Genomic DNA, 20,700 nt, shown 5'->3' with positions numbered 1-20,700 from the left:
GCGTCATGAAGATCGCAATATCGGCAACTGCTTGCGTTCTCGCCGCAGCATTCCTGGCGGGATATGCCAGCCCTGGCATGGCCGCCGGCCAGTGCAGCAGCGACGCCGTCAGCGACGACAGCTGCTATCGGCTGCTTCGCGAATCGGAGCGCCAGTGTCGGCAGGCCGATCTGCGCAACAGGGATCTGGGCAAGCAGTCCAAGGTGGTCATGCAATGCGAACAGTTCGACGGTCTGGGTCGCTGCGAAAGAGCGCAATACCGGTGTGTCGGTGACGGGCGGAGAGTCATCCACTACGGAATTGCAGTGGGCGTGCGAGGCTAGGACAACAGGCGCCGTATGAAGTTCGCTATCCCTTCCAGAGATCTCCTGTCGGTCGCCACTGCCTTATGGCTCGGCATCGCGACCAGCATGCCGGCCCGTGCGCAGGTCAGCGCCGAAGACATCGCCCGCATGCGCCAGCTTCAGCCGGGCGAATTCATCGCCAAGACGCGCGAGGGCTGCAGCGTCATCCGGAAGGAGCGCGGGCCCAACTCGAAGGATGTCATCGCCAACAGCGTGTCCCGCGACAGCTGGGAAGGCGGATGCGCCGAAGGCATGGCGCTGGGCCCGGGAAAGTACATCGCCCGCAACGACAAGATGGAGACGGTGGGCAGCACGGACATGTGGTACTTCTACGGCCGGGGGATCGGGCAGGCCGTCTTCACCAGCCAGAGCCCCGGCGTCTATCAGGGCAGCAAGTCGGAGTCGTTCGCCTGGGATGGCATTTTCTATTCGAGGAACGTGTCACGCATGGAGCCGCTGGAGCCCAAGGAGAACGCCGTCGTGCCGCGGATCTGGTATTCGCCCAAGGAGTACGCCAATGAGCTCTCGTACACGCTTCATCCCGCATGCGGCGTCGACCGCCAGCCTTGCGTCACGGAACAGCGACCTTCCCCGACCGGCAACTTCTTCGACGGCCTGAAGCATCTGCCTTGCAACGGAAGCTGTGGCAGCCTGTGGATGGAAAAGGCCGGTCCGCTCTTCACCGCGTTCGACAACTTTGCGCAGCAGCACGCCGCCGATGTCGCGGCGCTCAAGCAGGCGCTTGCGCCCACCGTGGAGCGCATGAAGCGAGAGGCCGATGGGCAGCGGGCGGCCGCGCAGGCAGAGGCCGCCCGGGTCGAACAGCAATTCCGCACCAGCCTGCAGACCATGAATCCCGGCCAGCTGTTCGCCAAGGCCGACGAGTTGAACGCAAAGGGCGATCGGGCCCGCGCCCGCGAAGCGCTGCGTGCGTTGGTCAGCCGGTTCCCCGATCACCCCTTGGCCTTGACGGCCGCGCGGCAGATGGAGGGTGGGGCCAAGTAAGGGGAAAGGGAAGGGGCTCGATCACCTCTGGGGCATGTCCTTCACCGAATAGCCCAGGCTCACCGTCGCATCCGCCGGAATCGCGGGCATCGTCGCATTCCAGGCCTGCCACTGCGCCCGCATCGCTTCGAGTCGCTGCGGCTCCTTCTTTCCCAGGTTCGCGCGTTCGCGCTCATCGGCCGGGATGTTGAACAGGTACTCGTTGCCGTCGACCTTCAGGTATTTCCAGTCGCCGTCGCGCATGGCTTCCTGGCCGCGGTGGTTCATGCGCCAGTGCAGCGGGCGGCGGAAGGTTTGGGTCGCATCTTTCAGCACGGGCATGAGCGACACGCCGTCGAGCGGGTACTCGGCGTCGGCCTTCACGCCGGCGGCGTCGAGCATGGTGGCCGACCAGTCCATGGTCATGCACAGCTGGGTGCTCTCGCCGCCCTTGGCGATCACCTTCGGCCAGTGGGCGATCCATGGCACGCGGATGCCGCCTTCGGTCAGATCCATCTTGCCGCCGACGAGCGGCCAGTTGTCGGAGAAGCGCTCGCCGCCGTTGTCGCTGGTGAACACGACAAGGGTGTTGTCGGCCATGCCATGCTTCTCGAGCGCGGCCATGATCCAGCCGATGCCTTCGTCCATGTGATGGATCATGCGGCGATACACGTGGATGTTGCCGCCCGACAGGTCGAACAGGTTGTCCTTCACGAGCGGCGCCTTGTCGGCGTCGTCGCGGGTTTCCCAAGGCCAGTGAGGGGCGGTGTAGTGCAGGCTCAGGAAGAAGGGGGCGTCCTGCCTGGCCATGCGTTCGACGTAGTCGACGGCGCGCTTCGACAGCACATCGGTCAGGTAGCCCTCGTCGTCCTTGTGCTCTTCTTCGCCGTACCAGAGGTCGTGGCGGCCGGCCGAGTCGCAGTGGGTGAAGTAGTCGACGCCGCCCGACATGGGGCCGAAGAATTCCTCATACCCCGAACGCAGCGGGCCGAAGCTGGGCGGGTAGCCCAGGTGCCACTTGCCGATGAGCGCGGTCTTGTAGCCGCTGTCTTTCAGCAACGACGGCAGGGTGGGGTGCTCGGTCGGCAGGCCCAGGGTGGCACTGCCGCGGCTCTTGCTGTTGATGGGCTCTTCGGCCGCGCCGCGCAGTCGGTATTGATACCGTGCGGTGATCATCGCGAAGCGCGTGGGCGAGCACACGGGCGAGTTCGAATAGCCCTGCGTGAGCTTCAGGCCGTTGGCGGCCAGGCCGTCGAGCACGGGCGACACGCGGCCGAAGGGCGCATCGCGCCCGCCGTAGCAGCCGAGGTCGGCATAGCCGAGGTCGTCGGCCACGATGAAGATGATGTTGGGGCGGGTCATAGGTTGGAGTCTGCTTCGAAAGAGGTCGCTCACTCGGTCACTTCGTGGAACACCGCGGAACCGGCTTTGCCGGGCCACTGGTGTTGCCCCCTGCAGGGGGTTGGCGAAGCGACACGAAGTGCGCGAAGACTGGGGGTCAAGGTTGGTACCCGGACTTCTGGACCACGGGTGCCCACTGCGCCTTGTAGGCCTTGAGCATCGCGACGGTCTGCGCCTGCGTGCTCACCACTGGCGTCATGCCGGCGTCCTTGAACTTGCGTTGGGTGTCGGGGTCTTGCATCACAGCATGGATGGTGGCGGCGAGGCGTTCGACCTTGTCCTTGGGCATGCTGGCCGGCGCGAAGAAGGTGTTCCAGCCGGTGGCGGCCAGGTCGAGGCCGGCTTCCTTGAAGGTGGGAATCGACGGCGCGAAGGGCGAGCGCTTCTCGCCCGACAGCGCCAGGATGCGCAGCTTGCCGGCGGTGTGCTGCGGCAGCACGACGTCTTCGGTGTCGACGGCAATGGGCACCTGGCCGCCGATCAGGTCGTTGAGCAGCGGGGCGGAGCCGCGGTAGCCCACGACCTGGGTCTGCACCTTGGCCTTCTCGCCCACCATGAGGCCGAAGAAGTGCGGCAGGCTGCCGGTGGCGGGCACCCCCACGTTGGCCTGCTGCGGGTTGGCGCGCATCCATGCGAGCAGGTGGTTCAGCTCGCGCACGGGCAGGGTGGGCGACACGGCCAGCGCGAAGTCGTAGGCGTTGACGTGCGACACGGGCACGAAGTCGCGCTCGGCGTCGTAGCCGTTGTCCTTGAAGACGAGCGGTGCCACCACCATCACGGCGGGGTTGGCGAGCATCAGCACGTTCTGGTTGGCGGGCGTGGCCTTGGCCTGCTGCGCGGCAAGGCGGCCGCCGGCGCCGGGCTTGTTGTCGACGATGACAGGCACGCCGAGTTGCGCGGCGAGCTTGTCGCCCACGATGCGCGCCACGCGGTCGGTGGCGCCGCCGGGCGCGTAGCCGACGACGATGCGCAGCGGGCTGTCGAGCGCTGCCTGCGCGCGCGCCAGGGTGGGAGCGGCGATGGCCGCCACGAGGCCGGCCATGGCCAGCAAGGCGGCGAGGCCGCGGCGGGTCGGCTTGAAGGTGGAGGGCGTGGGGAGGGTGCGCGAGATCATGAAGGGTGTCCTTGTGGTCGTTCGTCCAGTCAATCGTTGGCCTGGAAATTCACGGCCTTCATGATGCCTGCCCAGCGGGCGGTGTCTTCGCGCATGGTCTTCAGCATGGCCTCGGCGCCATCGCCCACGGGGTACATGCCGTTCTCGAGCAGCAGCTGGCGCACTTCGCGCGTGCTCACTGCGCGGATGATCTCGGCGCGCAGTTTCTCGACGATGGCTGCCGGCGTCTTCAGCGGCGCGTAGTAGGCGAACCACGCGGTGGCGACCACGTCCTTGTAGCCGCTCTCGACGAAGTTGGGCAGCTGGGGCATGAGCGGCGAGCGCTTCTCGCCGCTGGTGGCCAGCACCTTCACGCGGCCGGTGGTCAGCATCTGCTGCGCGCCGCCGATGGTGTCGAAGTACACGGGCACGGTGCCGCCCATCACGTCCTGGCGCGCGGGCGTGGAGCCGCGATAGGGCACGTGGACCATCTTCAGCCCGGCCGCGCGGTTGAGCATTTCGCCCAGGAAGTGCGACGGCGTGCCGGCGCCGTAGGAGGCGAAGCTGAGCTTGTCGCCCTGCGCCTTGGCCCAGGTGATGAATTCGGGCAGGGTGTTGGCGGGCACGTCCTTGTGCACGACCAGCGCCAGCTCGAAGCGCGCGGCGTTCGTCAGCGGCACGAAGTCCTTCATCGGGTTGTACGAGAGGGTGCGGTAGGCGCTCGGGAACATGGTCATCATGCTCGCGGTGCCCAGCAGCAGGGTCAGGCCGTCGGGGGCTGCGTTCTTCACGGCCTCGGCGGCAATGCGGCCCGCCGCGCCCGAGCGGTTGTCGATGATGAGCGGCCCGAGCGAGTCGCGCACCTGGTGGGCGATGGCGCGGGTCAGCACGTCCTGCGTACCGCCGGCGGGCACGCCGATGAGCACCTTGATCGGCTGGCCGGGCGTGAAAGCCTGGGCCATGGCCAGCGGCGCGAGCGGGGCAAGGGCCAGCCCGCCGAGGGTGGCAAGGGTGCGGCGGCGGGTCGGGTGGGGAAGCTGCAGGGGCATCGTCAAGGTCTCCGGGTCTCGTTCGTCGGTCGGTGGGGGCGGGTGGCCGCGGCTGCGGACGATTCTGGAGACGCTACATTCGATTGATCAAATCAACCATCGCCCGGATTTACCCGACCTTTCGAGACGCACGATGAGCCGCCGCACCGAAACCACCAGCGACATAGCCACCGGAATCGCCACGCCGCGCCGTCCGCTGGACGACCTGCTGCTGTACCGGCTGTCGCGCCTGATCGGGGTGGCCGGCAGCATGGTGATCCGGCTGTGCGAGGGGCGCTTCGGCATCACGCGGCGCGAGTGGCGGCTCATTGCGGTGCTGGCGAGCCGAGGCGAGCTGGGCTCGTCGCAGCTGGCGGAACACGCGCAGCTCGACCGCGCGCGCACCTCGAAGGCCGTGGGCTCGCTGGTGGAAAAGCGGCTGGTGTCGCGCACGGCCCGCGCGGGCGACCGCCGGCAGGTGCGGCTGGGCCTCACGGCAGCGGGCGAGGCGCTGTACGACGAGCTGTTTCCGCTGGTCACGCGCATCAACGCCGACCTGATGGGCGCGCTCGACGCCGACGACGCGGCGCGCTTCGACGCCTCGCTGCACCTGCTGCAGGCGCGGGCCGAGGCGCTGGTGGCACAGGCGGTGCTGCCCAAGGCCGACCGGGGGCGCCATGCGGCGGGTGGCAACCGCGGCGACACGGCCGTCAATCCACCTTCATCCCGGTCGACTTGACGATACGGCCGTAGCGCGCCTGCGCCGTGGCCAGGCGCGTGGTGGCGGCTGCATCGGTCTCGGCGAGCGCCACCGTGTCGAGCGAGGCCAGGCGCGCCTTGATCTCGGGCAGGGCCATCGCCTTGTGCAGTGCCTGGCGCAGGGTCTGCATCACGGGCTCTGGCGTGGCGGCGGGCACCATCGCGAGATAGAGCACTTCGAACTCCAGGTCTTTCAGGCCCAGCTCGCCCACGGCGGGCACCTCGGGCAGCAGCGGCGAGCGCTGGCGGCCGGTGACGGCCAGGGCGCGCAGCTTGCCGCTCTGCACCTGCGGTAGCACGCCCGGCGTGGCGATGATGCCGGCCTGCACCTCGTTGCCCAGCAGCGCCATCACGGCGGGGGCGTTGCCCTTGTAGGGCACGTGGACGATCTTCGCGCCGGTGGCGTTCGCAAAGATCTCGGCGGCGATGTGGCCCGGGCTGCCGTTGCCGGCCGAACTGAAGGTGGCGGGCTCGACCTTGGCCTGGGCGATGAACTCGGGCAGCGTCTTCGCCTTGGCCGTCGCGGCGGTGGTGAAGCTCAGGCCCGAGGAGCCGAGGATCATCAGCGGCTTGAGGTCCTTGGCCGCGAAGGGCATCGACGCGTACAGGTGCGGGTTGATCGTGAAAGTGGTGTCGATGCCCAGCAGCACCGTGTAGCCGTCGGCCGGGCTCTTGGCCACGGCGTCGGCGCCGATGTTGCCGCCCGCACCGGGGCGGTTGTCGACCACGAAGGGCTGCTTCAGGCCCTTCTGCAGCGCATCGCCCAGGGCGCGGGCCAGGATGTCGATGGGGCCGCCGGCCGGGAAGTTGACGAGGAACTTCACGGGCTTGGCGGGGTACGTGGCCTGGGCCTGCGCGGTCGGCGCGGAGAGGCCGAGGGCCAGCGTGGCGCAGGCGGCGGCGAGCGTGAGGCGGCGGCGCGCGCTGAAGGAAGAAGAGGAGGAAGGCGTCGAGGAAGTCGTGGTCATGGCTGCTGTGTCTGTCTCCGTATCCACGGAACTCTAGAAGGGCACGCAGCCTGGCACAACTGAACTCTCTTCTGCCAGCTATTCCTTTTGCTTATATTTGAACGCGCACCGTCCCAGTGAAATGCAGGAGAACCGCATGTCAGCCATGAACTTTGAGCGCCTGAAGATGCGCCACCTGCAATGCCTGGTGATGGTGGCGCAAGAGCGCAACCTCGTGCGCGCGGCCGAGGCGCTGTCGCTCACGCAGCCGGCAGTCTCGAAGACGGTGGCCGAGCTGGAAGAGATCGTCGGGCGCCAGCTGCTGCTGCGCCGCCGCCGCGGCGTGGAGCTCACACCGGCCGCGGAGGTATTGGTGCGGCACGCGGTGTCGGCGCTGCGCGGCCTTCGCGAAGGCCTGGGCCTGGCCATGGACCAGCCCGAGGCCGACCAGTTGCGCGTGGTGGTCGGCGCCTTGCCGAACATGGCGGCGCACCTGCTGCCCGAGGCGGTGGCGCGGCTGCTCGCGGCGCACCCGGCGATGCGCGTGCGCGTGGTGAGCGGCACCAACGCGCAACTGATGACGCAGCTGCGCCAGGGCGAGATCGACTTCGTGCTCGGCCGGCTCGCGCAGGCCTCGGCCATGGCCGACCTGGCCTTCGAGCAGCTCTACAGCGAGCCGCTGCTGCTGGTGGTGTGGCCCGGTCATCCGCTGGCGTCGCGGCGCAAGCCCACGCTCGATGCGCTGGCTGCCTATCCGCTGATGCTGCCGGTGTCGGGCACGCTGATCCGGCACACGGCCGACGCCTTCCTCATCGCGCAAGGGCTCGCGCTGCCGGCCCGGCTGCTGGAAGCCACCGACACCAGCTTTGCGGTCGGCCTGCTGCGGCGCTCCGACGCGGTGTGGTTTGCGCCGCAGGGCGCGGTGGAAGGCTTCGTGGCACGCGGCGAACTCAAGCGCGTGGCCATCGACACCACGAGCACCGAAGGCCCGGTGGGCGTGACCGTGCGGCGCGGCAGCGAGACGGGCGAGGGCGCGCGGCTGCTGCTCGACACCATCCGGGACGTCGCGGCCGCGCGCGCTTCCTGAAGGGGTGCTTCAGGGTCTCTTAAGAATAGATCGAGCAATCGGTCTAATAATTCGCGCATGACTGCCATCCGCGAGAAACACCGTGCGCAAGGTTGACCCCGAGCGCCAGCAGGCCAAGCGCCGCCAGATCATCGAAGCCGCGGCCGACTGCTTTGCGCGCCGGGGCTTCCATGCGACCACCACCGCCGAAATCTGCGCCGCCGCGGGCATGAGCCCCGGCAACCTCTTTCATTACTTCGCCAGCAAGAACGCGATCATCGAGGCCATTGCCGAAGAAGAGTGGCGCGACACGGCCGCCTACTTCGCCGCGATCGACCGCGACACCCCCGACCCGCTGGAGGCCGTGCTGTCCTTCCTCGACGTGGTGATGGTCTTCGCCGCCGACCGCAGCTATTCGCGGCTGGCGCTGGAGGTCGCCGCCGAGACCCTGCGCAACCCGGTGGTCGGCACCAGCGTGGCCGCGGGCGATGCCGCCATGCGCGACGGCCTCGCCGCGCTGCTGCGCCAGGCCGCCGCGCGCGGGCAGATCGACCCCGACCTCGACCCGGCGCAGTGCGCCAAATGGATCGCTGTGCTGATCGACGGCGTGTTCTCGCGGCTCGCGCTCGACACCGGCTTCGACCCCGTGCACGAGGCGCCGATGCTGCGGCGCGTGGTGAGCCGCTTTCTCGCGAAGCCGGGGCGGGGCGCATGAGCAGCACACAGCCGGCAGGCGAGCGCCAGTCGCTCGTCGATGCATTGCGCGGCTTCGCGCTGCTGGGCATCCTGGTGGTGAACATCGCGGCCTTTGCCTCGCCGTACTACGGCCAGCCGCTGCCCGACCCGATGATGCGCACGGGGCTGGACCGCGCCGCGGCCTTCGCCGTCGCCTTCCTGTTCGAGACCAAGTTCTACCTGCTGTTCTCGTTCCTGTTCGGCTACAGCTTCACGCTGCAGATGCAGTCGGCGCAGCGCAGCGGCAAGCCCTTCGTGCCGCGCCTGGCGCGCCGGCTGGTGGCGCTGTGGCTCATCGGGGCGCTGCATGCGGTGCTGCTGTTCCATGGCGACATCCTCACGACCTATGCGGTGCTCGGCGCCGTGCTGCTCGCGCTGCGCCACCAGAGCGACGCGGTGCTCGCGCGCTGGGCACTGCGCTTGGTGCTGGCGACCGCGCTGTTGTGGGGCGCCATCGGCGTGCTCGCGATGCTGGGCGGCCCGGCCACGGAGGAGGTCCTGCGCACCGCGAAGACTGACGCGGCTTCGGCGCTCGCGGCTTACCGCGGAACGGCGGCCACGGTGGTCCGCCAGCACCTGCACGAGCTCTCGCAGGTGTGGATCGTGCTCGGGCTGGTCCAGGCGCCGATGGCACTGGCGATGTTCTTCGCGGGCGTCATCGAGGGCCGCCGCAACCTGTTCGCGCGGGCCGGCCGCTACCGGCCGCTGTTCAAGCGCCTGCTGGTGCCCGGGCTGGTGCTGGGGCTGCCGGGCGCGGCCGTGTACGCGTGGACCGCGGCCGTCGTGCCGGGCTCGCGCTGGGATGTGCTCGGCCTGGCCGTCGGCGTTTTCACTTCGCCGCTGCTCACGGCAACGTATGTGGGCGCGATGATGCTGTTGTTCCAGTCGCGATGGGGCGCCTGGCTGGCAAGCGCGCTGGCGCCGGCGGGGCGCATGGCGCTGTCGAACTACCTGCTGCAGTCGGCGGTGTGCGCGTGGCTCTTCCTGGCCTACGGGCTGCGGCTCATCGGCGAGTTCGGGCCGTTCGTGAGCCTGATGGTGGCCTTCGGCATCTTCGGCGCGCAGCTGCTGTTCAGCCGGTGGTGGATGGCACGCTTTGCGTACGGCCCGGTGGAGTGGGTGCTGCGCGCGTTCACCAACCTCGAATGGCCTGCGCTGTACCGTGTGCGCGGTTCACGCTGAACGACGAGAATCCCGTCGTTCCAAAGAGGGGGATGCGCCGATGAGTTCCATGGAAGACGTGTGGGCCTACCGCGAAGAGACGCTCTACCCGCGCCTGTTCGGTCCCGGGCGCACCGGCATCTACGTGCTGGACTTCGACGACTTCAAGGCGCTGGGCGCCGAAGACATCGATCCGCGCTGGCTGCACCTGGGCGTGTTCGAGTTCGCGCCCACGCCCGTGCGCAACACCTGGCTGTACGTGACCTCGGGCGGCTCCACGCCCTGGGAAACCGAGCCGGCCGACTACGACCCCGAGGACTATTCATGGATCGGCTCCGAGCTGGTCATCGAGGTGCCGTCGCAGCCGCAGGATCAGTGGGCGATCAGGCTCTTGCGCCGTCTGCTCGGCTACAACGTGTTGCTCGCGCATTCGCGTTTCGGTGAAGACAAGCAGCCCTTCGATTACGGCGACCGCATTCCCGTCGGCGACGCGATCCGCGAAAAGGGCACCGTGGCCCTGCGCCATGTGGTGCTGATGGAGCCCAGGCACTACCCCGCGACGGCGCAGCTCGACTCGGGCCGCTTCGACTTCCTGCACCTGGTCGGCATCACCGATTCCGAACGCGATTGGGCCAAGGCCCACAGTTCCGAGGCGCTGCTGCGCCTGCTCGAAGTGCATGGCGGCGCGCCGGTGACCGACGCGCGGCGCAAGGCGGTGGCATGAGCCGCGCGCAAGGTGCGACAGCCGCCGGCGCCGAGCGTTCGCACGCACGCGCGCTCGAAGTGGCCGAGTCGCTGGGCGCGATGGGGCCCATCGAGGTCAAGCGCTTCTTCGGCGGTTTCGGCCTGGTGCAGGCAGGCGTGCAGTTCGCCTTCGTGATCAAGGGCACGCTGTACCTGCGGGTGGACGACACGACCCGGCCGGACTTCGAGCGCCTGGGCGCGGCGCCGTTCTCGTACGCAACCCGTGCCAAGGCCGTGAAGGTCGCGAGCTACTACGAGGCGCCGGTCGATGCGCTCGACGACCCGCAGGCCTTGCGCGACTGGGCGACGAAGGCGCTGGCGAGCGCGCTGGGCGCGCGCAAGCCAGCGCGCCGCAAGCCGGGGGCCAAGGCCGGTTGATTCGTCAGCGCGACAGCAAGGTCGAGAGCTGAAACACCGCAAAGCCCAGCAGCAGCGCGCCCGACAGCCGGTTGATCGCCTGCAGCACGCGGGGCCCCAGCCGGTGCCGCACCAGCGAAACGCCGGTCGACAGGCCCAGCCACCACAGGGCAGAACCGAGGAACACGCCCAGCACCATCGTGAGGGCCGCGCCGCTGCCGCTGCTGGTGTGGCCACTGCCGAGCGAAGCGAACACGGCGACGAACGACAGGATCGTCATCGGGTTGGCCAGCGTGAGCACGAACACCGACAGCAGTGCCTTCAGCGGCGTGGCCGGGTCTTCCGCGGCGCGGGCCTGCGTGGCGGCCGGCGCGCGCAGCAGCTGCACGCCCATCCATGCGAGAAAGGCCGCGCCGCCGAGCGCGAGCGGCACGCGCGCCGCGACCATCGTCGACACCACGGCCGACACGCCGAACGCACCGATGGCGCCGTAGCAGGCGTCGGCCAGCGCAGCGCCCAGGCCGCTGAGAAAGCCGATGGTCCGGCCGTGCGCGAGCGTGCGCTGGATGCACAGCAGGCCGATGGGGCCCACCGGTGCGGCGATCGACAGCCCGATGACGAGGGCCTTGACAAAGAGAGAGAAGTCCATGCCGTCGATTGTTCGGCGCGGCGCGCATGACGAGAATGGCGAAATTCAGGCGCAGGCCATGCCTTGCCTGAAATCGGAAGCGAAATTCTCAATCGGGCCTTAGATCCATGGAACTCGACGCCAAGAACTGGCAGATCCTCGACGCGCTCCAGCAGGACGCGCGCACCTCGCTCACGGCGCTGGCGCGGCAGGTGGCGCTGTCCGTGCCCTCGACCTCGGAGCGCGTGAAGCGCCTGGAAGAAGCCGGCGTCATCGAGGGCTACCGCGCCGTCGTGCCGCCGCGCAAGGCGGGCTACACCGTCACGGCGCTCGTCGGCATCACGACCGCGCAGCCCGACAAGGCCCGGCTGCTGAAGCTGCTCGACGGCCGGCGCGAAGTGCTCGAGTGCTTCCACGTCACGGGGCAGGACTCGTACGTGCTGAAGGTGGTTGCGCGCGACATCGAGCACCTCGAGGCCTTCGTGAGCAGCATCAACCATCTGGGCGAAACGCGCACCTCGATCGTGATGTCGGTGCCGATCCCGGCGCGCGCGGTGGCGGCGCCGGCGGGCACGGTGCCCGACTGACGCGCGACGCGCCCAGCCACAAAAAAAGGTCCGCACGAGGGCGGACCGAATGGACCCGCCCGGCGGGCTCCTGGAGAAAAGGAATATCCGGGGCGCAGGCCGCCCGCGGTCATTCACTCACTTGCTTGCTTACCTGCTTGCGCGTGACAGCGTCATGGATCAGAAGGAGTGGCGCAGCCCGATGTCGTAGCCCGTCGAGGTCTTGGGCACGAACACCCCGGTGTTCACGAAGGCCGGGCCGCCGACCGTGAGCGCGGCGCCGTTCTTGTTGCTGATGCGTGCGACGGTGGCATACAGCGCCGTGCGCTTGGACAGGTTGTGGATGTAGCCGATGGCCAGCTTGTTGGCCTTGGGGTCGGCCACCGACGGCGTGAACGGCAGGTTCACGGTGTTGAGGTCGTACTTGACCTGCGAGTACGAGGCGCGGATCAGGCCCGGGCCGACCGGCGCGGTCACGCCGATCAGGTAACCCGTGAGATCGACGTCCGGCACGCCACCGGCCAGCGGCGTGACGGCGTAATCGCGCGTTTTCTTGATTCGCGACAATTCGCCGAACAGCTTGACCACGCCGAAATCGTAGGAACTGCCGAGATTGAAAGTCTTGACGTTGTCAGTGGTGCCTGCGTAGAAATTGTCGGCCGCCGTGCTGTTTCCATAAGAAACGGCCACATCGAACGGGCCATTGGCATAACCGACACGCCCGCCCAGGTAGCGACCCGCGCGCGATGAGGCCGAATTACCTGGATTGAGAACGCCGGCGGCATTGACGCCGGGCGGCGTCGCCGTGCCCGGGTCGTATTTGTTGTTTTCATGCAGCGCGTACATGAATTGACCGTAGAAGCCACCGAGGTTCTTCGGGAGGAAATAGCCGATCGAATTGCTGGCGCGGTTGTAATTGAGGTCGCCGCCGAAGCCGCCCGAGCCGCCGCCCGCGTTCGTGTTGGCGGCGGTGAAGATCAGGCTTCGGCCCACGCCGACGATGCCGAAGGGGTCGAACACGATGTCGTTCCAGGCCGTGGGCACGTAGTCGCGGCCCAGGCGCAATTCGCCGAACCCGCCCGACAGGCTGACCGTGGAACGGCGCTGGAAGCTGGCGATGCCGGTCCTGCCATCGTCGGGGCTGATCGGCGCTTCGAGCCAGAAGCTGGCCGCAAGCCCGCCGCCCAGGTCCTCCGTACCGCGGAAACCCAGCCGGCTCGTCGAATAGCCGCCGGAGCTCAGGGCGGTCTGGCTCACGGTGCGCGTGCCCTGGTTCACATAGAACGGGTTGAACAGCGTGGCGCCGTTCATGTCCTGCGATTTGGACGAGTAATTGCTGATGCCCGTATCCACCACGCCGAACAGCGTCACGGAAGATTGTGCGTTGGCGAATCCGACACCGAACAGCGCGGCGGCCGTGAGAAATTGTCTTTTCATTGTTGCCCTTGAATTGAATATCAAATTCATCGCTCCCTCGCATTGCGTGAGAACTTTTGTTCGGCGCACAGGAATATCTTTCAATTGATTCCTGCCGCCTTCCGCATGGTTCATGCGTCTGGACGAATCATATCGATCGATTGCGGCGTGAAAAGGCCGAGCTCGTCTTTTTCAATTACATTTTTCGAGCAATGGAATTACGAATTGGAAAGCTGCGATTTTCCTGTCTCTAAATTGATGAATTGGTCTTCACTCTGTCATTTTTGTAATTGCCTCGTTCGCGCGGCGACGGTCCGAATTCCTAGCGTGTCGGCATGGCGAAGAAAAACCGCCATCGCCGAAGCGGGTGGTCCTCTTCGGCGTTCAACGCAGGAGATGACACATGACGAACAGGAAGATGGCATTCGCGCTGGCGACGGTGGCCGCCGCGGCGTTCCCGCTGGTGGCGGGTGCGCAGCAAACCAGCCAGCAGCACGTCGAGGCGCCCGCGCACTTCGCGGCGACCGAGGCTGGCATCAAGGAGCACCCCGAGCAGGCCGGGCCGGGCAAGTCGGAGGCCGAGGTGGCGGCAGAGCTGCGCGCGGCGCAGGCCAATCCCGAGTGGGCTGGCGTGCTGCGCTGGGGCGCACCGATTCCCGTGAAGAACGCCGGTCAGCCGAAGACGCGGGCGCAGGTCATGGCGGAACTGGAGCGTGCGCAGTCGCAGCCGGGCTGGGAGCGCGCCACGCGGCTGGGCGCGCCGGTGGTGCTGCCCGCGGTGGCGCCCGCGCGATAGCCGCGACGGGCGCGGCGGGCGCGCGGCAAGGGCCTCAGCCCGCCGCCGCGCCCTGGAACGGACCCGGCGATGGCATCGCCGGGTCGATGCTTTCCGTGCGCACCTTCGGCAGGAACTGCGGGTACTCGCGCTGCATGAAGTCGATGACGCTTTCGCGCACGTGGCAGCGCAGGTCGAAGGCCAGGCCCGAGGTGGCGGCGGTGCACAGCACGCGGACCTGCATGGTGCGTTCGGTGGCGTCGGTCACGCGCAGGTTGAAGAAGCGGCCGTCCCACTCGGGCGCGGCCTTTACGATGCGTTCGACCTCTGCGCGCAGCGGCGCCAGCGGCATGCCGTAGTCGAAGTAGAAGAAGACCGAGCCGAGCAGCTCGGCCGAGTGGCGCGTCCAGTTCTGGAAGGGCTTCTCGATGAAGTAGGTGAGCGGCAGGATCAGGCGCCGGTCGTCCCAGATGCGCACGACCACGAAGGTGCCGGTGATTTCCTCGACCCGCCCCCATTCACCCTCGACCACGAGCACGTCGTCGATGCGGATGGGCTGCGACAGCGCGATCTGCAGGCCCGCAATGAGGTTGCTGAACACGGGCTTGGCCGCAAGACCCGCCACGATGCCGATCACGCCGGCCGAGGCCAGCAGGCTGGCGCCGACCTGGCGCGCGCCCGGGAAGGTCATGAGCATCATGGCGCCGCCGGCCACCACGACCACCGACATGGCGGTGCGCGCGAGCACGCGGGTCTGCGTGAGCACGCGGCGCGCCTGCAGGTTGTCGGAGATGTCGGAGGGATGCTGCGCGAGCACGCCGTCGGCAAACCCGCTGATGGCCTTGAGCACGAACCAGGTGCTGGCCGCGATGAGCAGCAGCCCGGTGAGATGGCGCACGCTGCCGATGAATCGCAGGTCGTCCGGCGCCGCCTGCCACACCATCATGAGCGCCGCCAGCGGCAGCACCAGCCGCGCGGGGGCGGTGCAGTTGACCACCATCGCATGCACGGCGGGTGCCGGGCGGGTGATCCGCCTGAGGACCATGCCCCCGATGCGGTGGGCGAGAAGGGCGAGGGGCGCGGCGATCAGGGCGGCAATCCAGGTGCCGAACCAGGGGTGTGCGAGGAGCTCTTGGGTCATCAGGCAGGGGTCGTCTTTGCTTCTGGTGTGGTGTCGTTCAGGGGTTGAAGAATGCGCGCTGCGTCGTCGCGCAGCTGCGTGGCGAGCGCCGTGGCCAGGTCGAGCCGGCGCACCAGCCAGGGGCTGATGTCGTTGTCGAACGGGTCAGGCAGGGGAATGGGGCCGCCGACGGCGGTGGCACCCGTGCTCTCGGGGTGAGAGGGCCCCGCGATCGGAATGGTTCCCAGGGCGGCCTCGATACGTTGCGCGGTGCGCACCAGCGGGCCCTCGATGTCGCCGGGCGTGAGGCGGTCGCGGCGCAGCACGAGCATCGATTTCACGGCGCTGAGCTGCGCCAGCAGCTGGTAGCTGTGGGCCTGCAGGTGCTCAAGCGGTTCGAGTGGCGGTTGCACCGCGCGCGGTTCGGAGAGCGAACGCTGCGTGGCCTGCACCAGCGCCGACAGGCTGTCGTAGGCCTCGCGACGCGCGAGCCGCCATTCGAGTTCGGGGCTGCTCTGGATGGCCTGCAGCTGGCCCAGGCCGAGCGCCAGGCGGGCATGGCGCGCCTGCGCGGTGAGCACGCGCGCCACCAGCGCCGGGATCTGCGTGCGCTCCCACGAGGGCAGCACGTAGCAGAAGCCCCAGGCCAGCGCGGCGCCGATGAGCGTGTCGGCGATGCGCTCGAACAGCGCGAAGATCGGCGCGGTGCCGGTGTTCAGCATGTGGGCCTGCAGCAGGCCCAGCACGGTGGCGGCCACGGCGGTGACGAGGTAGCGCCGCACCGCGAAGCTGTGGGCGACGGCCTGTGCGATGGTCACGGTCACCAGCAGCATCAGCGGCGAGGGATGCGCCGACAGCAGGCCCACCGCGAGCACGCAGCCCAGCAGCGTGCCGGCGACGCGATGGTTGCGTCGCTCCAGCGTCTGCGAGAGGCTGCCGCGCAGCACCACCACGATGGTCAGCAGGATCCAGTAGTCGTGCGAACCCCAGGGCATCGACACCGCGATGCCGTAGCCGGCCGCGATGGCCAGCGCCGCGCGGATGGCATGGCGCAGCGGCGGTGCGTCCCAGCGCCACAGCGCGAGAAAGGGACGCAGCGACCAGTCGGTCGGGCTCACGAAGAGCTGCCAGTTGGCGCGCACCACGGCCAGGTTGGGTTCGGCGTCGCCGCGCGCCATGGCCGACAGGCGCAGCACCTCGTCGTTGATGTGGCCGATGCGGCTGGCCAGTCCGCGCGCGAGCATGGCCGCGGAGGGGCCCATGCTGCCGTGTGCGTCCTCGTCGTCGGTCGTCACGTGGATGGCCGCCAGGCGCGGCCGGCGATCGGCCACGAGAGGCGGGGTGCGGCGCATCAGCAGCGCATCGGCCAGGCCGGTCGTCTCGTCGGCCAGCTCTTCGAGGATGCGGCGCATCTCGACCAGGGCCTGGGCGTGCGACGGATGGCTGCGCAGGGCGTCGAGGTCGAGTTCGCTGGCGAGCAGCTGGTCGCGCATCTCGAGCACGATCACGAGCATGCCGGCCAGCCGCTGGCGGCGCGGCGTGCGCGGCGACTCCAGCACGATGTCGCGCGTGGCCTGCAGCTGGTCGGCCAGCGCGGCCTGCTCGCGCAGCAACTGGCCGAGCAGCGAGGCGGGGGTGTCGCGAATGTCGCGGGTTTCGTCCTGCGGCGTGAACTGGCTGGCCTCGGTGCGCATGAGCGCGGCCAGCGAAAACAGCACGTCGGCGATCGACTGGGTGCGAAAGCGCCCGTTGAGCAGCAGGTTGGCGAGCGTGGCCCAGATCACGTACAGGCCCGCGCCGAGACCGAACTCCGTGGTGCGCGCGATCGCGTCGGACAGGCCGGCGGGTGGCGGCGTGGCCATGGAGAAGATCATCGAGAACATCACCGCGATGGCGATGGGAATGCCGCGCTTGCCCCAGGCCATGGCCACGAAGGCCATGAAGGTGGCGGGCACCAGCAGCAGCCCGAGGCGGATCGGTGCGCCGTGCAGCATCTGCACCGCGAAGAACAGCGGCAGGCCGATGAGCGGCGCCGGCAGCATCTGCAAAAACTTGCCGCGGCGCGGGCCGGGCAGGTCGGGCGGCGCCGTGACGATCACGCCGGTGGCGGCGGCCGAGGCGGCCAGGGTGCCCAGCCACAGGTGCACCCCGCCCGAGATCACGAGCAGGCCGAGCGCAACGGTGAGCCCGCTCGCGACGTAGTGGCTCAGCGCAATGCGCAGCGCCGCGCGAACCCGCGAGGCGGCGCCCGGCCCCGTCATCACTTGGCGGAGGCGTCGCCCTCGGCGGGCGTCTCGCGCTTGATGCGGGTGAGCTTGCGCGGGGCGGCCGGCGCGGCAGGCGCTGCGGCCGGGGTTTCGGCGCTGCCGTCGAGCGGAGCGGCCGTGAGGTCGGTCACGGTGCTGCGGGCGTACAGGTCGACCGAGGCCTCGGCGGGCGTCGACTTGGTCGAGGCCGAGACGGCGCGCACGCGGTCGCTGGCGCGCAGCTTGTCGTCCACGTTGGCGAACTTGGAGTACTTGGCCAGCAGCGGCACCAGCTGACCGTAGATGCGCGGCGCACCGGCCAGGCATTCGCGCTGCTCGAGGAATTCGGGCTCGCCCGTGAAGTTGCCGATCAGGCCGCCGGCCTCGGTCACCAGCAGCGAGCCGGCCGCGACGTCCCAGGGGTTCAGGCCGGTCTCGAAGAAGCCGTCGGTGAAGCCCGCGGCGACGTAGGCCAGGTCGAGCGCGGCGGCGCCGGGGCGGCGCAGGCCGGCCATGCGGGGCATCATGTCCGCCATGATGGCCAGGTACTGCTTGAAGTTGTCGCCGGTGCGGAACGGGAAGCCCGTGGAGATCAGGCACTCGTTCAGGCGGGTGCGCTTCGAGACGCGGATGCGGCGCTCGTTCATGTAAGCGCCGCGGCCCTTGGTGGCCGTGAACAGGTCGTTGCGCGACGGGTCGTAGACCACCGCCTGCTCGATCTTGCCGCGCACCGACAGCGCGATCGACACGCAGTAGACCGGAAAGCCGTGGATGAAGTTGGTGGTGCCGTCGAGCGGATCGATGATCCAGACGAATTCAGAGTCTCTGGCGCCGTATTCGGTGCCCGATTCTTCGGCCAGGATGCCGTGCCCCGGGTACGCGCCGAGCAAGGTCTCGATGATGACCTTCTCGCTGGCGTGATCGACTTCGGTGACGAAGTCGTTGACCTGCTTCTGGGAGATGCGCACGGCCTCGACGTCGAGGGCGGCGCGATTGATGATGGCGCCGGCGGCGCGTGCGGCCTTGACGGCCACATTGAGCATGGGATGCAGGTTGGGGGACGACATTCTGGATTGTGGGAAGAACGGTGGGATGGGCCCCCTGAACGCAATCCTGGGTGACCCTGCGGCCCGGCGATGCGGGCGGCGAGAATCGGGCATTTTACCGGCTCTGCCCGTTTGTGTCTTCCCAACCCGCCATGCGCACCCGTTTCATCCTCATCCAGACCAGCCACGCCGGCAATGTGGGCGCCGCCGCCCGCGCCATGAAAACCATGGGTTTCGACGACCTGGTGCTGGTGGCGCCGCGCTGGGCCAATGTGCTGCGGCGCGAGGAAACCATCCAGCGCGCCAGCGGCGCCCTGGACGTGCTGACCAACGCGCGCATCGTCGAAACGCTCGACGAAGCCCTCGACGGCGTGACCCACCTGTGCGCCACGGCCATGATCCCGCGCGACTTCGGCCCGCCCACGCGCACGCCCCGCGAGCACCTGGAGCCGCTGGGCAAGCAGGGCGACCAGCACGTGGCTTTCCTGTTCGGCTCCGAGCGCTTCGGCATGCGCAACGAGGACGTCTACCGCTGCAACGTGGCGCTGAGCATTCCGACCGACCCGAAGTTCGGCTCGCTCAACCTGGGCGCGGCCATCCAGGTGGTGGCCTACGAATGGCGCCTGGCGCTGGGCGGCTACGGCGTGCGCGAGGCCATCGCCCCGGTGCAGGCGGCCGACGCGCAGGCCGTGGCCGGCATGCTCGACCACTGGGAGCGCTCGCTGGTGGACATCGGCTTTCTCGACCCGGAGGCGCCCAAGAAGCTCATGCCGCGGTTGCAGCAGCTCTTCAACCGCGCCCAGCCCACGCCGGAGGAAATCCACATCCTGCGCGGCATCGCCAAGGCCATGAGCGATGCGACGAAGCCCCCGCGCGGCTGAATCTGCTCCAAAACCCCATCGCCCGTAAGCAAAGACACTCGGCCTTAGACTGCCCGGCCCTATAGATATAACGAAAACAAAGGCAGCGATGTTCTCTCGACTGCGCGCCGACATCCGGTGCATCCTCGAACGCGACCCGGCCGCCCGCAGCGCCTGGGAAGTGATCACGGTCTACCCCGGCTTCCATGCCGTGGTGCTGCACCGTTGGGCGCACGCCTGTTGGACCCACGGTTTCAAGTGGCCGGCCCGCTTCATCGCGCACTGCGCGCGGTGGCTCACGGGCATCGAGATCCATCCGGCCGCCAAGCTCGGCGAGCGCGTGTTCTTCGACCACGCCATGGGCGTGGTGGTCGGCGAGACCGCCGAGATCGGCGACGGTTGCACCATCTACCAGGGCGTGACGCTGGGCGGGACGTCGCTCTACAAGGGCACCAAGCGCCACCCGACGTTGGGCAAGAACGTGGTGGTGAGCGCGGGCGCCAAGGTGCTGGGCGGCTTCGTCGTCGGCGACGGCGCCAAGATCGGCAGCAACGCGGTGGTCATCAAGCCGGTGCCCGCCGGGGCTACCGCAGTGGGCATTCCCGCGCGCATCATCCCGTCGAAGGAAGGCGAGAGTGCCGACGTGGCCGCGCCGCAGAAGTTCTCGGCCTACGGCATCACGCAGGACGACGACCCGCTGAGCCAGGCCATGCGCGGCCTGATCGACAACGCGTCAAGCCAGGAACACCAGATCGCGCTGCTGTGGCAGGCCATCGAGAAGCTGTCGGCGCAACCGGGCACGAAGGACTGCGTGCCGGGCGACGCGGCGCGCGGTGAATCGTTCGAAGCCGACAAGCTCACGCAGCTGATCGGCAAGTAAGCGGGAAGGCCGGTCAGCCGGCCCGTTTGGCCGGCGCGTGCAGCGTGCCGTGCACGTGCCCCGCGTGCTGGCCGAAGCTTTCGGGTGAGAGTGCCGCGGTGTCCAGCCCCTGCAGGATGCCGCAGGCGCTCGCCGATTCGGGGCCGCCGCACTGCAGGCGCAGCGCCTTCAGCTGCTTTTCCAGCATCTTCAGCTCGGCGATGCGCGAGGCCACGTGGCCGATGTGGTCGTCCAGCAGCTGGTTGACCTCCCCGCAGTCGTCCTGCGGCGCATCGCGGAATTTCAGCAGGCTGCGGATCTCGTCCAGCGTCATGTCCAGCGAGCGGCAGCGGCGGATGAAGCCCAGGCGCTGGGTGTGCTCGTCGTCGTAGATGCGGTAGTTGCCGTCGGTGCGCGCGGGTGCGGGCAGCAGCTGTTCGCGCTCGTAGTACCGGATGGTTTCGACCGGCGTGTTCGTGGCTTTGGCCAGGTCACCGATTTTCATGATGCGGCATCTCAAGGAAGTGGCAATCAACGGTTGACTCTACACCTGCTTCAAGGTTTC

The 20,700-nt window shown here is 68.5% G+C and carries 22 protein-coding genes; 12 read left to right on the top strand and 10 right to left on the bottom strand.

Annotated features, from left to right (window positions below; translation table 11 throughout):
- Positions 1 to 5 precede the first annotated feature (5 nt).
- Both D3H34_RS08335 and D3H34_RS08330 read left to right on the top strand, forming a co-directional pair.
- Positions 6 to 323: a hypothetical protein gene (locus D3H34_RS08335; RefSeq protein ID WP_119552975.1), complete on the top strand. Its 318-nt coding sequence runs from the start codon at positions 6 to 8 to the stop codon at positions 321 to 323.
- A gap of 15 nt (positions 324 to 338) precedes the next feature.
- Positions 339 to 1,349 carry a hypothetical protein gene (locus tag D3H34_RS08330; RefSeq protein ID WP_147400409.1) on the top strand — a complete coding sequence of 337 codons (1,011 nt, stop codon included), beginning with the start codon at positions 339 to 341 and terminating at the stop codon, positions 1,347 to 1,349.
- A gap of 21 nt (positions 1,350 to 1,370) precedes the next feature.
- On the opposite strand, the gene D3H34_RS08325 is transcribed toward D3H34_RS08330, so the two are convergent.
- From D3H34_RS08325 to D3H34_RS08315, 3 genes are all read right to left on the bottom strand, one after another.
- Positions 1,371 to 2,690, bottom strand: coding sequence for a sulfatase family protein (locus D3H34_RS08325; protein ID WP_119552973.1), 1,320 nt, complete (start codon positions 2,688 to 2,690; stop codon positions 1,371 to 1,373).
- A gap of 136 nt (positions 2,691 to 2,826) precedes the next feature.
- Positions 2,827 to 3,843 (bottom strand): Bug family tripartite tricarboxylate transporter substrate binding protein, encoded by a 1,017-nt coding sequence (locus D3H34_RS08320; protein WP_434057682.1) that lies wholly within the window; start codon positions 3,841 to 3,843, stop codon positions 2,827 to 2,829.
- 29 nt (positions 3,844 to 3,872) lie between these two features.
- The gene (locus D3H34_RS08315; protein ID WP_119552972.1) at positions 3,873 to 4,871 is read right to left on the bottom strand and encodes a Bug family tripartite tricarboxylate transporter substrate binding protein; all 999 of its coding nucleotides are present in this window, start codon (positions 4,869 to 4,871) and stop codon (positions 3,873 to 3,875) included.
- Between the two features lie 133 nt (positions 4,872 to 5,004).
- Between D3H34_RS08315 and D3H34_RS08310 the strand changes: the two genes are divergently transcribed.
- Positions 5,005 to 5,589: a MarR family winged helix-turn-helix transcriptional regulator gene (locus D3H34_RS08310; RefSeq protein ID WP_119552971.1), complete on the top strand. Its 585-nt coding sequence runs from the start codon at positions 5,005 to 5,007 to the stop codon at positions 5,587 to 5,589.
- On the opposite strand, the gene D3H34_RS08305 is transcribed toward D3H34_RS08310, so the two are convergent.
- A complete protein-coding gene (locus D3H34_RS08305) occupies positions 5,561 to 6,577 on the bottom strand; it encodes a Bug family tripartite tricarboxylate transporter substrate binding protein (protein WP_119552970.1) in 1,017 nt (338 codons plus the stop codon). The genes D3H34_RS08310 and D3H34_RS08305 overlap by 29 nt on opposite strands.
- A gap of 136 nt (positions 6,578 to 6,713) precedes the next feature.
- On the opposite strand from D3H34_RS08305, the gene pcaQ reads away from it, so the two are divergent.
- The 5 genes from pcaQ (at position 6,714) to D3H34_RS08280 (ending at position 10,640) form a co-directional block, all read left to right on the top strand.
- Entirely contained in the window at positions 6,714 to 7,643 is a 930-nt protein-coding gene (pcaQ, locus tag D3H34_RS08300) for a pca operon transcription factor PcaQ (protein ID WP_119553003.1), read from the top strand.
- Between the two features lie 82 nt (positions 7,644 to 7,725).
- Entirely contained in the window at positions 7,726 to 8,337 is a 612-nt protein-coding gene (locus tag D3H34_RS08295) for a TetR/AcrR family transcriptional regulator (RefSeq protein ID WP_119552969.1), read from the top strand.
- Positions 8,334 to 9,539 (top strand): DUF418 domain-containing protein, encoded by a 1,206-nt coding sequence (locus D3H34_RS08290; RefSeq protein WP_119552968.1) that lies wholly within the window; start codon positions 8,334 to 8,336, stop codon positions 9,537 to 9,539. Before D3H34_RS08295 ends, D3H34_RS08290 begins: the two co-directional genes overlap by 4 nt.
- A gap of 40 nt (positions 9,540 to 9,579) precedes the next feature.
- Positions 9,580 to 10,242, top strand: a complete 663-nt coding sequence (locus D3H34_RS08285) for a suppressor of fused domain protein (protein ID WP_119552967.1) — start codon at positions 9,580 to 9,582, stop codon at positions 10,240 to 10,242.
- On the top strand, positions 10,239 to 10,640 hold the full coding sequence (locus D3H34_RS08280; protein WP_119552966.1) for a TfoX/Sxy family protein: 402 nt from the start codon (positions 10,239 to 10,241) through the stop codon (positions 10,638 to 10,640). The genes D3H34_RS08285 and D3H34_RS08280 overlap by 4 nt, the downstream gene beginning before the upstream one ends.
- A gap of 4 nt (positions 10,641 to 10,644) precedes the next feature.
- On the opposite strand, the gene D3H34_RS08275 is transcribed toward D3H34_RS08280, so the two are convergent.
- Positions 10,645 to 11,268 (bottom strand): LysE/ArgO family amino acid transporter, encoded by a 624-nt coding sequence (locus D3H34_RS08275; RefSeq protein WP_119552965.1) that lies wholly within the window; start codon positions 11,266 to 11,268, stop codon positions 10,645 to 10,647.
- A gap of 107 nt (positions 11,269 to 11,375) precedes the next feature.
- Here D3H34_RS08275 and D3H34_RS08270 point away from each other — a divergent pair, with 107 nt between their 5' ends.
- Positions 11,376 to 11,834 (top strand): Lrp/AsnC family transcriptional regulator, encoded by a 459-nt coding sequence (locus D3H34_RS08270; protein ID WP_119552964.1) that lies wholly within the window; start codon positions 11,376 to 11,378, stop codon positions 11,832 to 11,834.
- Positions 11,835 to 11,993: 159 nt separating this feature from the next.
- Here the strand turns inward: D3H34_RS08270 and D3H34_RS08265 are convergent, their stop codons facing one another.
- A complete protein-coding gene (locus D3H34_RS08265; protein WP_119552963.1) occupies positions 11,994 to 13,250 on the bottom strand; it encodes a porin in 1,257 nt (418 codons plus the stop codon).
- Between the two features lie 382 nt (positions 13,251 to 13,632).
- On the opposite strand from D3H34_RS08265, the gene D3H34_RS08260 reads away from it, so the two are divergent.
- On the top strand, positions 13,633 to 14,025 hold the full coding sequence (locus tag D3H34_RS08260; protein ID WP_119552962.1) for a DUF4148 domain-containing protein: 393 nt from the start codon (positions 13,633 to 13,635) through the stop codon (positions 14,023 to 14,025).
- A 34-nt stretch (positions 14,026 to 14,059) separates the two neighbouring features.
- Here the strand turns inward: D3H34_RS08260 and D3H34_RS08255 are convergent, their stop codons facing one another.
- The 3 genes from D3H34_RS08255 to D3H34_RS08245 are packed head-to-tail and all read right to left on the bottom strand — an operon-like array spanning position 14,060 to position 18,437.
- Positions 14,060 to 15,145: a mechanosensitive ion channel family protein gene (locus D3H34_RS08255; RefSeq protein ID WP_119552961.1), complete on the bottom strand. Its 1,086-nt coding sequence runs from the start codon at positions 15,143 to 15,145 to the stop codon at positions 14,060 to 14,062.
- Positions 15,145 to 17,385, bottom strand: coding sequence for an FUSC family protein (locus D3H34_RS08250; RefSeq protein WP_119552960.1), 2,241 nt, complete (start codon positions 17,383 to 17,385; stop codon positions 15,145 to 15,147). Before D3H34_RS08250 ends, D3H34_RS08255 begins: the two co-directional genes overlap by 1 nt.
- Positions 17,385 to 18,437, bottom strand: coding sequence for an inositol monophosphatase family protein (locus tag D3H34_RS08245; protein ID WP_119552959.1), 1,053 nt, complete (start codon positions 18,435 to 18,437; stop codon positions 17,385 to 17,387). The genes D3H34_RS08250 and D3H34_RS08245 overlap by 1 nt, the downstream gene beginning before the upstream one ends.
- Before the next feature lie 131 nt (positions 18,438 to 18,568).
- On the opposite strand from D3H34_RS08245, the gene D3H34_RS08240 reads away from it, so the two are divergent.
- On the top strand, positions 18,569 to 19,297 hold the full coding sequence (locus D3H34_RS08240; RefSeq protein WP_119552958.1) for an RNA methyltransferase: 729 nt from the start codon (positions 18,569 to 18,571) through the stop codon (positions 19,295 to 19,297).
- 67 nt (positions 19,298 to 19,364) lie between these two features.
- Entirely contained in the window at positions 19,365 to 20,156 is a 792-nt protein-coding gene (gene cysE / locus D3H34_RS08235) for a serine O-acetyltransferase (protein WP_286185537.1), read from the top strand.
- Positions 20,157 to 20,169: 13 nt separating this feature from the next.
- On the opposite strand, the gene cadR is transcribed toward cysE, so the two are convergent.
- A complete protein-coding gene (gene cadR, locus D3H34_RS08230; protein WP_119552956.1) occupies positions 20,170 to 20,640 on the bottom strand; it encodes a Cd(II)/Pb(II)-responsive transcriptional regulator in 471 nt (156 codons plus the stop codon).
- Between the last annotated feature and the right edge of the window lie 60 nt (positions 20,641 to 20,700).

The sequence above is a fragment of the Acidovorax cavernicola genome, from assembly GCF_003581445.1.
The sequence above is the reverse complement of the archived record's forward strand: the minus strand, read 5'-3'. Positions and strand labels throughout refer to the sequence as shown.

Coding starts and splice junctions, on each gene's coding strand:
- D3H34_RS08285 (WP_119552967.1), top strand. CDS start 9,580: ATGAGTTCCATGGAAGACGTGTGGGCCTACCGCGAAGAGACGCTCTAC.
- pcaQ (WP_119553003.1), top strand. CDS start 6,714: ATGTCAGCCATGAACTTTGAGCGCCTGAAGATGCGCCACCTGCAATGC.
- D3H34_RS08270 (WP_119552964.1), top strand. CDS start 11,376: ATGGAACTCGACGCCAAGAACTGGCAGATCCTCGACGCGCTCCAGCAG.
- D3H34_RS08275 (WP_119552965.1), bottom strand. CDS start 11,268: ATGGACTTCTCTCTCTTTGTCAAGGCCCTCGTCATCGGGCTGTCGATC.
- D3H34_RS08280 (WP_119552966.1), top strand. CDS start 10,239: ATGAGCCGCGCGCAAGGTGCGACAGCCGCCGGCGCCGAGCGTTCGCAC.
- D3H34_RS08265 (WP_119552963.1), bottom strand. CDS start 13,250: ATGAAAAGACAATTTCTCACGGCCGCCGCGCTGTTCGGTGTCGGATTC.
- D3H34_RS08315 (WP_119552972.1), bottom strand. CDS start 4,871: ATGCCCCTGCAGCTTCCCCACCCGACCCGCCGCCGCACCCTTGCCACC.
- D3H34_RS08330 (WP_147400409.1), top strand. CDS start 339: ATGAAGTTCGCTATCCCTTCCAGAGATCTCCTGTCGGTCGCCACTGCC.
- D3H34_RS08255 (WP_119552961.1), bottom strand. CDS start 15,145: ATGACCCAAGAGCTCCTCGCACACCCCTGGTTCGGCACCTGGATTGCC.
- D3H34_RS08240 (WP_119552958.1), top strand. CDS start 18,569: ATGCGCACCCGTTTCATCCTCATCCAGACCAGCCACGCCGGCAATGTG.
- D3H34_RS08290 (WP_119552968.1), top strand. CDS start 8,334: ATGAGCAGCACACAGCCGGCAGGCGAGCGCCAGTCGCTCGTCGATGCA.
- cadR (WP_119552956.1), bottom strand. CDS start 20,640: ATGAAAATCGGTGACCTGGCCAAAGCCACGAACACGCCGGTCGAAACC.
- D3H34_RS08260 (WP_119552962.1), top strand. CDS start 13,633: ATGACGAACAGGAAGATGGCATTCGCGCTGGCGACGGTGGCCGCCGCG.
- D3H34_RS08245 (WP_119552959.1), bottom strand. CDS start 18,437: ATGTCGTCCCCCAACCTGCATCCCATGCTCAATGTGGCCGTCAAGGCC.
- D3H34_RS08335 (WP_119552975.1), top strand. CDS start 6: ATGAAGATCGCAATATCGGCAACTGCTTGCGTTCTCGCCGCAGCATTC.
- D3H34_RS08325 (WP_119552973.1), bottom strand. CDS start 2,690: ATGACCCGCCCCAACATCATCTTCATCGTGGCCGACGACCTCGGCTAT.
- D3H34_RS08250 (WP_119552960.1), bottom strand. CDS start 17,385: ATGACGGGGCCGGGCGCCGCCTCGCGGGTTCGCGCGGCGCTGCGCATT.
- D3H34_RS08320 (WP_434057682.1), bottom strand. CDS start 3,843: ATGATCTCGCGCACCCTCCCCACGCCCTCCACCTTCAAGCCGACCCGC.
- D3H34_RS08305 (WP_119552970.1), bottom strand. CDS start 6,577: ATGACCACGACTTCCTCGACGCCTTCCTCCTCTTCTTCCTTCAGCGCG.
- D3H34_RS08310 (WP_119552971.1), top strand. CDS start 5,005: ATGAGCCGCCGCACCGAAACCACCAGCGACATAGCCACCGGAATCGCC.